Source organism: Draconibacterium sp., assembly GCF_041583095.1.
GTDB lineage: Bacteria > Bacteroidota > Bacteroidia > Bacteroidales > Prolixibacteraceae > Draconibacterium.
The window spans coordinates 1-12,322 of the sequence record NZ_JBFHGM010000148.1 but is presented as its reverse complement, the minus strand read 5'-3'; the positions used below and the strand labels follow the sequence as shown (position 1 = coordinate 12,322).

The following is a 12,322-nucleotide window of genomic DNA, read 5'->3' as shown; positions in this document are numbered from 1 at the left end:
ATACGGCATTTCTGAAATACAAAAACAAGCGGTTATTGATCTTGTACATGAACAAAACGTGGTATTTACACTTTTCGGAAATGTTTATGCATTGAAACACTTTGCCAACATTCATCATGCCGATGCATTGATCGTAGCTCATCAGGATAATGAACTGACACAGGAATTGGCTGCGCAGCTTGTTTTTGGTGCATTTAAAGCCAACGGTAAACTTCCGGTTACTTCCGACAGGCGATTTAAAGCCGGCGATGGACTGACAGTTGAACCAAACAAAACGTTTTCGTACACTATTCCTGAAGAGGCCGGAATGAGTTCTGCTATTTTGAACCGGAAAATCGATTCGCTGGCGAATCTTGGCATTTCGGAAGGCGCATTCCCCGGCTGCCAGGTGTTGGTTGCCAAAAACGGGCAGGTGGTTTTTCACAAGTGTTACGGTTTTCAAACCTACGACAGCATTTACCCGGTAAACCGGGATAATATATACGACTGGGCATCGGTTACCAAAGTTACCGGTCCGTTGCCTGCCATTATGCGCTTAGTTGACGAGGGAAAAATGAACGTTGATGATAAGTTTAGTAAATACTGGCCCGATTTTATTGGCAGCAACAAAGAAAATCTGAGCTTACGCGAGATTTTAGCGCATCAGGCTCGATTGGCTTCGTGGATCCCGTTCTGGACAATGACAGTACAGACAAATGGCACACTTGATAAAAATGTGTTTAAAGATCATCCTTCGCCACTTTATGATATTCGCGTGTCGGAACATTTGTGTATGAATCACGATTTCAGAAAAACAATGTTCGATACCATCCGGACTTCGGAACTACTGCCCAGAAAGAAATACCTGTATTCGGGACTAAGTTTTTACCTCTACCCCCACATTATTGAAAACCTTACCGGCACTCCGTACGAATCGTATCTAAAAAACACTTTTTACCGGCCTTTGGGTGCGCATACCATTACGTTTAATGCCTACAAACACTTTCCGCTTAACCAGATTATTCCCACCGAAACGGATGACTTTTTCAGGATGGAGAAACTGCGGGGTTATGTACACGACGAAGGAGCGGCAATGATGGGCGGCGTATCGGGAAATGCCGGTTTATTTGGATCAACAAACGACATGGCCAAAGTATTTCAAATGTACTTGCAAAAAGGATATTTTGGTGGACGCCGATTTATTTCCGACTTAACGCTTAACGAATTTACACGCATCCAGTATCCCGAAAATAAAAACCGAAGAGGCCTGGGTTTCGACAAACCTAAAATCGACAATTATAAAAATGATTTGGAAGATGCCTACCCTGCAGTGTCGAGTAGCAAAAGCAGTTTTGGGCACAGCGGATACACCGGAACTTTTGCGTGGGCCGATCCCGAAAACGGGCTGCTATACATTTTTATGTCGAACCGTGTTTACCCTACCCGCAACAACAGCAAACTGTACGAATTGAACATCCGTACAGCAATGCATCAGGCCATTTACGACAGTATTATTTCTGAATAAAACACGGCCGCCCGGCTTCCCTTAAAAAATGTTAACAGGCACCTAAATGCGACCTGTTCTACAACATATCACCAAAATCTAACACCTTTATAATTCAGCTATTTACAACAAATCAACACCTCTGTGATACACATAATTTTCCTCTTGTGTTATAACATTTAACAATAGCAGTTGATGACGCTTTTATTATTAAATTATTAATTATACTTTTAAAGCACGTTCTTTACAAATACAATAATTATTAATTAATACCACAGCGATATGGAAAAAAAGATAACATTTAACGAGCTGCGTAAAATTAAAGACAGCTTGCCTGACGGTTCGATTAAACAAATAGCGCAAGAATTTGAATTAAAAGAAGAAACTGTCAGGAATTATTTCGGAGGCGCTAACTACACAGATGGAAGAGCAGTGGGAATTCACATGGAGCCGGGACCAAACGGAGGAATTGTTCTCCTGGATGATACGGCAATTTTGGAACGAGCGCAGCAATTAGCTGGCACAGCGGTTTAATAGAGAAAAAATAAAAATATTTAAGAAACTGTCCTATATTTATGGGGCAGTTTTTTTATGTCAATTATATCTAAACCATTACCTCATGAAGAAATTTACATTTTTTATTTCACTTGCATTTCTAACAGTATTATTGAGTTCGTGCGAAGCACCCTGGCAACCGTTGTATAATGGCGAAAATCTCGATGGATGGGAAACATTCATCGGAACTCCGCTTACCGGATTCGAAGAGCTACACGAACAGGCCAAACCCGAAGAGGTTTTTAAAGTTGTTGATGATGAGGGCGAAAAGCTTATTCACATTTCAGGCGAAGTAAACGGCTCGCTGGCTACTGTCGACACTTTTGCCAACTACCACCTGGAATTGGTATTTAAGTGGGGCGACCAGGTTTACACCAAACGAAACAGCGGACTGCTGTATCATAGTTTTGGCGAATTTGGTGAAGCTATTGGCACATGGATGACCAACATCGAATGCCAGCTAATGCACGAAAAGCTGGGAGACACTTACCTGATGAACAATACTTGCTGCGAAACTGAAGTAACTAAAACAGATGAAGGATTTCAATTTTCAAAAGGCGGAGAACTTACCCAGTTTGGAAAAGACTTTAACGGCCCCGGCATAATAAAATCGGTTGATGCAGAAAACCCATTAGGAGAATGGAACACTGTTGAACTGTACAGTTATGGCCGTACTACGGTTCATGTGGTTAACGGACAAGTTACCATGGTAAATACCAATACCGGAATTAATGAAGATGGACAAATAAAACCGCTGAGTTCAGGAAAAATCCAAATCCAGTCTGAAGGCGGCGATTTATTTGTAAAATCAGTTCGGATAAAACCAATTAAGGAGATTCCTGCCGAAATTCTTCAATAAAAAATATACTTTATACCCGTTTCTTTCGCAAACGGGTATATTTTTGCGCAAATTTTAAACAAATACAAAAAACATGAGTGGTAAAACTTTACGTGAACAGTTAACCTTTAAAAACACCGTATTGGGTGTGCAGTTCTTATTCGTGGCTTTTGGTGCTACCGTATTGGTGCCTTTGCTTGTGGGCATCGATCCCGCCGTTGCACTTTTCACTGCCGGAATTGGCACGCTGCTATTTCATTTAATTACCAAAGGACAGGTACCTGTTTTTTTGGGTAGCAGCTTTGCTTTTATTGCACCAATTATTGAAGCCACAAAACTTTATGGCTGGCCCGGTACACTTTCAGGAATTATTGCTGTTGGTGTAGTTTACGGCGTAGTTTCAGCACTGGTTAAATTACGTGGATTAACCTTTGTCGAGCGCCTTTTCCCATCAGTTGTTGTTGGCCCCATCATCCTGCTAATTGGATTATCGCTGGCATCTACAGCTGTTGACATGGCAAAAACCGACTGGCTGATTGCCGTGGTTTCGTTACTTACAGCCGTAACAGTAGTTATTTTCGGCAAAAAGATGATCAAACTGATTCCTATATTCATTGCCATAATTGTTGGTTACGTTCTTTCCATAATAATGGGGAAAGTTGATATGACCCCGATTAAAGAGGCTGCTTGGATAGGTTTACCCGAGTTTACCGCTCCTAAATTTAGCTGGCAGGCTATTTTGTACATGATTCCGGTAGCCATTGCCCCGATTATCGAACACGTGGGCGATATGTATGCCATTGGTGGTGTATGCGACAAAAACTTTATTGAAAAACCAGGTTTGCACCGTACGCTGCTTGGTGATGGTATTGCCAGCGGACTGGCCGGTTTTTTTGGAGGTGTGCCTAACACCACTTACTCTGAAGTAACCGGAGCCATAACACTTACCAAGGTTACAAATCCATTTATTTTACGCATAGCGGCAATAACCGCAATTGTTTTTGCTTTTGTTGGAAAAATCAGTGGTTTCCTGAAAACCATTCCACAGGCAGTTCTGGGCGGAATTATGCTTCTCCTTTTTGGAATGATCGCATCTATCGGTATTAAAACGCTGGTTGATTCAAAAACCAACATGAATGAAACCCGTAACCAGGTTATTGTTTCAATTGTTCTTACCGTTGGAATTGGTGGTGCCGTTATTTCATACGGAACCTTCTCGCTGGCAGGCATTGGTTTGGCAGCTGCAGTTGGTATCATTTTGAATTTGGTATTACCGGCAACTAAAAAAGAAGATTTATAAGAAGGATCGAGTTGCTTGCTTCGAGATAAAAAAAGGATCGGATCTTTTAAAAGATCCGATCCTTTTTCTTTTTCCTATAGGAAATTATATCTAAGCTCTATTTCTGACATTCCCTGGGTGCAGACAGCTTGTCATAAATTCATTTCCGGCTTTCCGCGCCTGCGGAAACTTTGTTTTGACCTCATTTCTAACTTTCCCGAGCTGCGGAAACCCTGTTCCGAACTCATTTCTGACTTTCCGCGCTTGCGGAAAGCCTGTTTGCAGTTGAGTTTGGCCTTTCCGGAGCTGCGGAACATTGTTTTCGTATTTTTTTTTACTTAATCTTCCAGGCCATCAAAGCTTCTCCGTGCCGGATATAAAGTACACCATTCGCCACTACCGGATGCGAAAAATGCTCCTGGCTTCCCATCGTTACTTTAAATAAACCAGCCTGATTAAGTTTACCGTTTTCGTAATTGAAAAGGCGCACATCGCCATTGGTACCATAAACAATAAATTTATTGTCGGCAAAAACTGTGCAGCCAAATGACGATCTTACTTTATCCAAAACACTTCCTGTTTCCTGATCCAGTACATTCAGATATTTATTTTCGGTAGTAACAAACAATTTATCGTCGTGTAAAACAAAACCTCCCATATTATTCTTCACCTCTTCATTACTCCACACTTCTTTTACACTGCTCCCGTCGGCCGAGAGTTCCAGTTTTGTGGTACCCTTTCCTTTATCATCGTTGGTAACAATATACAAATACGGTGCTTTATAAACAGGCGAATTGGCATGATCGCCATCGTAGCGCATGGCAATATCGTATTTCCAGAGCAAGTCACCACTTGCGCAATCAACGCCAAACACATAGTGCCGCGATACGGAAACAAAAACTTTTCGTGAAGGCAGGTTCACAATAATTGGTGAAACAAAGTGAGTGGTATCGCCGGTTGCTTCCGATGTCCAGATGGTTTTTCCGGAAAAGCGGTCGAGCTTGGCTACGCTGATATCTTTCCCTCCCGGGAAACAATAAACCGCGCGCTCGTCGATAACCACCGACTCGGCATAACCAAAATCATTCAAATGCCCTTTCAGGTCGTTTACCATATCAACTGCCCACATTTCATTTCCGGTGTTCAGATCGAAACAGGCCAGTCTTCCCAACCCCGAAGTTGCATAAACCATGTTGTCCACCACGGTTGGTGTTGATCGTGCTCCCGGAAACCGGGCAGAGTATCCGTCTCCTACAAATGATTTTCCGTTTGGTGTTTTCCACAATAAGTTACCGTTCAGATCGAAAGCAAACAGTTTGCTGATCCCGTTTTCAACTCCTACAATCAGTAATTTATCTGAAGTAATTACCGGGGACGCATAACCTGGACCAAGATTTTCGGTTGACCACAATAACTGCGGACCATTTTCGGGCCATTCGTTCAGCAGGCCGGATTCAGCGTACTTACCGTCACGGTCAGTACCGCGCCACTGGTAAACGTTTTGTGAAATTGCAAATTGACTGATAAATAATAAGAAAATCAGACAGAATAAAGAATTGATTTTTTTCATTTTCGGTTATTTAATTTTCGGTTTGTTGACAGAGTGTTGACTCATGCGAATATAAATAAAAAACACAACAGGCCGTGTTAACGCATTCTTAATCACTCTGTCAGAAAACGACTCTGAAAACAACCCTGCTGTTTTATTCTTTCAATTCGCCTCCTGCTTTTCGGGCAGATAACGCCAAAAGCGCCGTGGCATATGTTGGCGTTGTAATTTGAGGTTTTTGCGCTCTTCAATAGTAATGTGTTTAAAGTACGAGCGCCATAGTTTTTGATAAAAATCTTCGCCCTCATGTAGCAACTCCTCCTTCACCTGGCCGTTGTAAGCATTAAACTGCTTTTTTGTGAGCACCACTTCTTCCACCTTGTCATTACCATACAAAATTCCGTAGTTGCGCCGCAAATCATAAATCAGCCAGCGCTGGTCGGTAAAACGTTTTTGGTAGTGATTGATGATTAACGGAATAACATCGTATTTGGGTTCGATACCGCAAAAATACATCCGGTCTTTGGTGCGCTGAAACCGCACAAACTGCATCATTCGCATGGCCTCCTTTTTCACCTTTTGCGAGGCTTGTGTGAGATACAACACATCCGGATCGCCATAATCGGTTTCCAGGTTCAAATGCCCGCTGAACATACGACGCAAGAAGCGGTATATTTTCATTTCAATCCCCAGCTCTTCCGACAGGTAAGCATAAAACAACAGTTGTTTGTTTTTCCCCGACAGGTGTTTCTGAATGCCTTTCCAAACCCGCTCGGCTTTTTGGGGATTGGTAGCAATATCAATACTTTCAACAAAAAGATAGCGCTGCTCGCCATAACGCGAACAGATATCAACCGGAAAATCTTTTCGGCTGTAACAATCGAAAACGCAGGTTAAAAATCCCTCAAAAGTATTATCGTAGGTGTATATTTTCATGTAATCTTAAGAACATAAATTTTAGAAATCTTCATCCCCTCGCTCCTTCGTCGCGATTCCCCCTTCGAAGGGGGATTTAGGGGGATGATTTACAGTTATCAAGCCTGCTACTTTTTAGCCACTAATGCAACGTTGGCAGCACCGGTTTAAAATCGGTAAACAGCTTCAACTGCGTATCGAGCGACTTTTTGTACTTCGAGTTCATTTCGCACAGCAATTTGTGTTTTAGCCGATTGGGTTCCCATCCCATTCCCGGCGACGGTAGTTCGTTACACGTTATAAAATACTTGGCACGTTTCATCACTATCCCCAGTTTTTTAAGATGCAATGAATTTAGCCGGCGGTGTTTGCGCGCCAGAATAATCTTCTGTGCCGACTGCACCCCAACTCCGGGAATCCGAAGGATCATTTCGTAATCTGCACGGTTAATATCCACCGGAAACAGGTGCATATTTCGCAGGGCAAATCCCAGTTTCGGGTCAACGTCCAAATCAAGGAACGGCTGATCATCGCTTAATATCTCTTCGGCTTTAAAATGATAAAAACGCATCAGCCAATCGCTTTGATACAGACGGTTTTCGCGCACCAACGGCGGCCGGTTAATCGCAGGCAAACGCTCATCATAACTGTTCACCGGCAGGTAGCCTGAAAAATATACGCGTTTCAGGTTTTGCTTTTTGTACAAGCCCGACGACAGCAAAATAATCTGCCGGTCGGTTTCGGGAGTGGCTCCAACAATCAATTGTGTGCTTTGTCCGGCCGGAGCAAAACGAGGCGCTTTACGGTATTTCTGGCGTTCTTCTTTTGCTACTAAAATCGAATCGCGGATTTGCCCCATGGGTGTAACAATATCAGGGTAGTTCTTTTCCGGTGCCAGCTTTTTCAGGTTGGGCTCCGTCGGAATTTCCATGTTCACACTCAGTCGGTCGGCCCAGATTCCGGCTTCATGAATCAACTCGCGGCTCGCTCCCGGAATTGCTTTCAAATGGATATAGCCGTTGTAATTTTCTTCTTTACGCAATTTTTTAGCTACCAACACCATTCGCTCCATGGTGTAATCAGGGCTTTTTATCACGCCCGAACTCAAAAACAATCCTTCAATGTAGTTTCGGCGGTAAAATCCAATGGTAAGGTCGACGATTTCCTGTGCCGTAAAAGTTGCCCGTGGACGGTCGTTCGTGCGGCGGTTAATACAGTAAGCACAATCGTAAATACAATTGTTGGTCATCAGTATTTTAAACAGGCTCACACAGCGCCCGTCTTCGGTAAAACTGTGGCAAATGCCGCACGCCACACCACTGCCAATTCCTTTGCTGCTATTTGCCCGGTTGCTTCCGCTTGATGCACACGACACATCGTATTTTGCCGCGTCGGATAATATTTTCAGTTTTTCATGTACGGATTCATTCATGCTCGTTTCATCTCATATTGTAGTTTGTAGTCAAAAAAATCCCCGGCGTTTATGCCGGGGATCAGGAACCTCAGTTCATTTTGGGTTTAAACATTTAGGAACATTAAGGAAATATGTTGATCAAAAAAAATACATTCTATTTTGATAATTATATTATCATTTCTAACGATAATAAATTAATCATTTCTTTTTAAACTGCAAGAATATTTTCTACTTTTGAAGAAATAATTTTTCCCACATGAACTACTTTGGCAAGAATATCAAGCTGTTGCGAAAAAGAAAAAAACGCACACAAAACGAGGTGGCTGCAGCGATGGAGTTAAAACGAACTTCGGTGAATGCACTCGAAAATGAGATCAGCCAACCCACGGTTTCGCACCTTCAGGCTTTTTCTAAATATTTTGGAATCGCCATCGACACGCTGATTAATGTGGATTTGCAACAACTATCCGAAAGTCAGTTTGCCGATCTGCAAAATGGTTTTGATGTATTTATACGCGGCTCCAAATTGCGGGTAATTGCCACAACGGTTGATTCGGACAACAACGACAATATTGAGTTTGTAAACGAAAAAGCCAAAGCCGGTTATGTAAATTGTTTTGCCGACCCGGAGTACATCGGGAAACTTCCGGTTTTTCAGTTGCCGTTTTTGTCGAAAGAAAAGAAATACCGGGCTTTTACCATCGAAGGCGACTCGATGTTGCCCATCCCCGCCGGATCGATCGTAATTGGCGAATTCATTCAGGATTTCTTCAACATTAAAAGCAACGATGCCTATATTATTGTTACGCGCGACGAAGGCATTGTTTTTAAGGTGGCACATAATAATATTAAAACAGAACGCTCGCTACACCTGATTTCGCTGAATAAAGAATTTCAATCTTACGACTTGCCAATAGCAGAAGTTACCGAAGTTTGGAAATTTGTATGTTACCTGAATACCAAAATTCCGGAACCTGAAACTGACATCGATCGCCTGATGAAACAAATGGACGATATGCAACAAGCCATCAAAAAGCTCGGATCAAAAATTGGATAAGACCAAAGCAACTACTCTCGTTTTCCTTTCGTAACTTTAAAAAAGTTTGACACGGAAAATGCAGGAAGCTTTATTCTATAGTAAAATCACAAACGGACAAGTTCAGTGCGAACTTTGCCCGTGGAACTGTATTTTATCCGACAGCCAAACAGGAATTTGCAAGGTGCGCACCAACCATGGTGGCGTTTTAATCACCAACGTGTATAATAAAGTGGCCGCGATTGGTTCGGATCCCATCGAGAAAAAACCGCTTTACCATTTCCACCCCGGCAAAAACATTTTATCGGTTGGAGAAGTAGGTTGTAACCTGCAATGCAGCTTTTGCCAAAACCACCGGATTTCGCAATGTAAAGCTTCTGAATTCTCCGGGTTTCACAACATCAGCGCTGAGAAGATTGTAAAAGAAGCGCAAAAAACCTGGAACAATATCGGCATCGCATACACCTACAACGAACCTTTTACTTTTTACGAGTTTTTATTGGATACCGCACAACTGGCTCATTCAAAAGGCTTAAAAAATGTAGTGGTTTCCAATGGTTATATCAATAAAGAACCGTTGCAAAAATTGCTGCCATTTATTGATGCTTTTAATATCGATCTGAAAGCATTCTCAAACCACTTCTATAAAAAATACACCAAAGGAAAATTGCAACCGGTGCTAAATACTCTCAAACAAATTGCTGAGAGTCCGGCCCATCTGGAAATTACAACGCTGGTTATTCCCGGGTTGAACGATGATGCTACTGAATTTAAAAATATGGTATACTGGATCGCCTCTGAGTTGAGAAACGATGTCCCGCTGCATCTTTCGCGCTACTACCCGCAATACAAGTTAAATGCACCCGCCACGCCAATTGAAACATTAGTTGAGTTGTACGATGTGGCCAAAACACAACTTCAACATGTTTACCTTGGAAACGTTAGCGACCAGGAACGATCAACCACTTATTGCAAGAATTGCAACGCGCCACTTATTTCACGAAATCACTACAATACGGATATCACAACGCTTGATGCGGATGGAAAATGTAAAAATTGCGGGACTTTCGCTTCTGTAATTATTTAGCAAGCATTTCGTAAAGCACACCTTCGCGCAAGGCAAAATCGGTTTGTATGATCTGTTTAATTCCAATTGAAGAAATCAGCGTTTCTATCAGGATTACAGCCGGCACAATCAAATCTACACGCACATAATCCATTCCTTTCATTTGCAAACGTTCGTCGCGGGTGGATTGCAGCAATTTTTTATAAACATCATAGAATTCCTCCAGCGAAACGACCTGCGTTACCCGCTGTTTCTCTCCCGGATTTACCTCATCGATCATATCCGCAATAGTATCAAAAGCACCGGAGCAACCAATTAAAGTAGCAACCTTCTTTTCTTTACAATTCTGAATTGCCGAGTGATGTTCTTCAGCAAAAAACTTTTGAAGTTCTTTGATTTGTTCATCACTTACCGGATCAGAAAGATCGAGCGAATTAATGATGCGGGACATGCCGGTTGGCCGGCTTTCTTTCCATAGAATTGTCTCCATATGGGTTAATATCAACTCGTTACTACCACCTCCAATGTCCAGTATTACAGAAGGGAATTCAATTTTTCCGAAAGCCAGCAAAACACCCTTAAAAATAAGCTCTGCTTCGCGCTCTCCGGAAATAATTTCAACAGAACAAGCACAAATCTTTTCAATTTCGGCTACAAATTCGGCTTTATTATCGGCTGTGCGCACCGCCGATGTCGCAAAAACTTTTATTTCATCAACACCAAAAGTCTCCATCACCTTTTTATGCGAAATAAACGCTGCCTTCGTCCGCAAATTAGCCTCATCACTAATCTGGTTATCCCTGATTTTTCCGTCGCCCAGTTTCACCATTTCCTTGCTTTGGTGCAAAAGTTTGTAATTTACACCATTCATTTCGGCAATAAGCAGGTTGCAGGTGTTGGTTCCTAAATCGATAACGGCAATGCGCATAAAATAATCTTGAGTTGTTGAATGGCGACAAATTAAGACACCTTTGCTATAATATCCAAAGCTTTCTTCGTATTTCATGCGGGCTCCCCCAACAATGATCTGCTTCAGCTATTTTTTAGTTCTGGCCGATTGTTTTAATTTGCACTAACAATTAAAGTATGCTACAGCAACTTAAACAAAAAATACAATCGCTCGGGTTTCTCGATCATGCCATTCTTCCGGTTTCGTTTTTGGAGGAAGAAGAGCCTCGTCTGAAAACGTGGCTGGCCAACGATATGTATGGCGAAATGGGCTACATGAACCGTAATATTGATAAGCGTTTAGATCCTTCGTTGCTGGTTGAGAATGCGAAAACCATTATTGTTGTGCTGCTGAACTATTACCCGGAATCAATGCAGGAAGACCAAACGGCGCCGGTACTTTCAAAGTACGCTTACGGCACCGATTATCATTTTGTGATGAAAGACAAATTGAAGGAACTGCTTCAATTTATCCAGGAAGAAATCGCACCTTGCTCAGGTAGACCTTTTGTTGATTCGGCACCGGTTCTAGAGCGTGCCTGGGCGCGAAAAGCAGGCCTGGGGTGGGTAGGAAAAAACAGCAACCTTATTTCGCCGGAACATGGCAGTTTCTTTTTTATTGGCGAACTGATCATCGATACTGAACTGCCTTACGACGACCCGAAACCGGTGCGCGACCATTGCGGGCGATGCACAAAATGTATTGATGCCTGCCCCACAAAAGCCATTGTTGCCGAGCGCGTGGTTGATGCCCGGAAATGTATCTCGTACCAAACCATTGAAGTGCGGGGCGAAATGGATGCCAATTTAAAAGGCCAGTTTGAAAACCGGGTATTTGGCTGCGATATTTGCCAGGATGTGTGTCCCTGGAATTTAAAATCGGCACCACACAACGAGACAGGTTTAAAACCTCACCCCAAACTTTTATCGCTTCAGAAACAGGATTGGGAAAATATGGAACGTCCGTTGTTTAACGAGCTATTTAAAAACTCGGCGGTAAAACGAACCGGTTATAAGGGATTGCAACGAAACCTAAGATTTCTGGGAGATGGCGAAGAAATTTAAATTTGAAACCTTCCTGATCAACGGGCCGTTTAAAGGCGTTTATGCTGAATTTCCTTTTGACAGTCGGGAAGAATTTGGAACAAAACGACATGTGTGGTGCCAGGTTTCGATTGATGATCATGTAGTTTCAATGAATTTATTACCAAACGGAAAAGGCGGCCACTGGCTTCATCT

12 protein-coding genes are annotated in these 12,322 nt (G+C 42.5%); 8 read left to right on the top strand and 4 right to left on the bottom strand.

Going from position 1 to position 12,322, the window contains the following annotated elements:
- The 4 genes from ABZB17_RS14025 to ABZB17_RS14010 form a co-directional block, all read left to right on the top strand.
- Window positions 1–1,504 (top strand): serine hydrolase domain-containing protein (locus ABZB17_RS14025; RefSeq protein WP_372650964.1); only part of this gene is annotated, 1,504 nt, incomplete at its 5' end.
- A 261-nt stretch (window positions 1,505–1,765) separates the two neighbouring features.
- Window positions 1,766–2,017 (top strand): DNA-binding protein, encoded by a 252-nt coding sequence (locus ABZB17_RS14020; RefSeq protein ID WP_319500888.1) that lies wholly within the window; start codon window positions 1,766–1,768, stop codon window positions 2,015–2,017.
- Window positions 2,018–2,102: 85 nt separating this feature from the next.
- The gene (locus tag ABZB17_RS14015) at window positions 2,103–2,897 is read left to right on the top strand and encodes a DUF1080 domain-containing protein (RefSeq protein ID WP_372650963.1); all 795 of its coding nucleotides are present in this window, start codon (window positions 2,103–2,105) and stop codon (window positions 2,895–2,897) included.
- Between the two features lie 73 nt (window positions 2,898–2,970).
- Window positions 2,971–4,176 carry a uracil-xanthine permease family protein gene (locus tag ABZB17_RS14010; RefSeq protein WP_372650962.1) on the top strand — a complete coding sequence of 402 codons (1,206 nt, stop codon included), beginning with the start codon at window positions 2,971–2,973 and terminating at the stop codon, window positions 4,174–4,176.
- Window positions 4,177–4,489: 313 nt separating this feature from the next.
- Here ABZB17_RS14010 and ABZB17_RS14005 read toward each other — a convergent pair whose 3' ends face one another.
- The 3 genes from ABZB17_RS14005 to ABZB17_RS13995 all read right to left on the bottom strand — a co-directional run bounded on the left by ABZB17_RS14005 (window position 4,490) and on the right by ABZB17_RS13995 (window position 8,051).
- Window positions 4,490–5,725, bottom strand: coding sequence for a PQQ-binding-like beta-propeller repeat protein (locus tag ABZB17_RS14005; protein WP_372650961.1), 1,236 nt, complete (start codon window positions 5,723–5,725; stop codon window positions 4,490–4,492).
- Window positions 5,726–5,866: 141 nt separating this feature from the next.
- Window positions 5,867–6,640, bottom strand: a complete 774-nt coding sequence (locus tag ABZB17_RS14000) for a TIGR03915 family putative DNA repair protein (RefSeq protein WP_303920553.1) — start codon at window positions 6,638–6,640, stop codon at window positions 5,867–5,869.
- A 121-nt stretch (window positions 6,641–6,761) separates the two neighbouring features.
- Window positions 6,762–8,051, bottom strand: coding sequence for a putative DNA modification/repair radical SAM protein (locus tag ABZB17_RS13995; protein WP_372650960.1), 1,290 nt, complete (start codon window positions 8,049–8,051; stop codon window positions 6,762–6,764).
- Window positions 8,052–8,289: 238 nt separating this feature from the next.
- On the opposite strand from ABZB17_RS13995, the gene ABZB17_RS13990 reads away from it, so the two are divergent.
- The gene (locus ABZB17_RS13990) at window positions 8,290–9,090 is read left to right on the top strand and encodes an XRE family transcriptional regulator (protein WP_372650959.1); all 801 of its coding nucleotides are present in this window, start codon (window positions 8,290–8,292) and stop codon (window positions 9,088–9,090) included.
- A 46-nt stretch (window positions 9,091–9,136) separates the two neighbouring features.
- Complete coding sequence (gene amrS, locus ABZB17_RS13985; protein ID WP_372650958.1) at window positions 9,137–10,156, top strand: AmmeMemoRadiSam system radical SAM enzyme; 1,020 nt, start codon at window positions 9,137–9,139, stop codon at window positions 10,154–10,156.
- On the opposite strand, the gene ABZB17_RS13980 is transcribed toward amrS, so the two are convergent.
- Window positions 10,149–11,063 carry a hypothetical protein gene (locus tag ABZB17_RS13980; RefSeq protein WP_372650957.1) on the bottom strand — a complete coding sequence of 305 codons (915 nt, stop codon included), beginning with the start codon at window positions 11,061–11,063 and terminating at the stop codon, window positions 10,149–10,151. The two genes, amrS and ABZB17_RS13980, sit on opposite strands and share 8 nt — an antisense overlap.
- A gap of 158 nt (window positions 11,064–11,221) precedes the next feature.
- Here ABZB17_RS13980 and queG point away from each other — a divergent pair, with 158 nt between their 5' ends.
- Both queG and ABZB17_RS13970 read left to right on the top strand, forming a co-directional pair.
- Entirely contained in the window at window positions 11,222–12,148 is a 927-nt protein-coding gene (gene queG / locus ABZB17_RS13975; RefSeq protein ID WP_372650956.1) for a tRNA epoxyqueuosine(34) reductase QueG, read from the top strand.
- Window positions 12,132–12,322, top strand: a 191-nt coding sequence (locus tag ABZB17_RS13970; protein WP_372650955.1) for a DUF1905 domain-containing protein, incomplete at its 3' end; no start/stop codon positions are given. The genes queG and ABZB17_RS13970, both read left to right, overlap by 17 nt.

Coding starts and splice junctions, on each gene's coding strand:
- ABZB17_RS14020 (WP_319500888.1), top strand. CDS start 1,766: ATGGAAAAAAAGATAACATTTAACGAGCTGCGTAAAATTAAAGACAGC.
- ABZB17_RS14015 (WP_372650963.1), top strand. CDS start 2,103: ATGAAGAAATTTACATTTTTTATTTCACTTGCATTTCTAACAGTATTA.
- ABZB17_RS14010 (WP_372650962.1), top strand. CDS start 2,971: ATGAGTGGTAAAACTTTACGTGAACAGTTAACCTTTAAAAACACCGTA.
- ABZB17_RS14005 (WP_372650961.1), bottom strand. CDS start 5,725: ATGAAAAAAATCAATTCTTTATTCTGTCTGATTTTCTTATTATTTATC.
- ABZB17_RS14000 (WP_303920553.1), bottom strand. CDS start 6,640: ATGAAAATATACACCTACGATAATACTTTTGAGGGATTTTTAACCTGC.
- ABZB17_RS13995 (WP_372650960.1), bottom strand. CDS start 8,051: ATGAATGAATCCGTACATGAAAAACTGAAAATATTATCCGACGCGGCA.
- ABZB17_RS13990 (WP_372650959.1), top strand. CDS start 8,290: ATGAACTACTTTGGCAAGAATATCAAGCTGTTGCGAAAAAGAAAAAAA.
- ABZB17_RS13980 (WP_372650957.1), bottom strand. CDS start 11,063: ATGCGCATTGCCGTTATCGATTTAGGAACCAACACCTGCAACCTGCTT.
- queG (WP_372650956.1), top strand. CDS start 11,222: ATGCTACAGCAACTTAAACAAAAAATACAATCGCTCGGGTTTCTCGAT.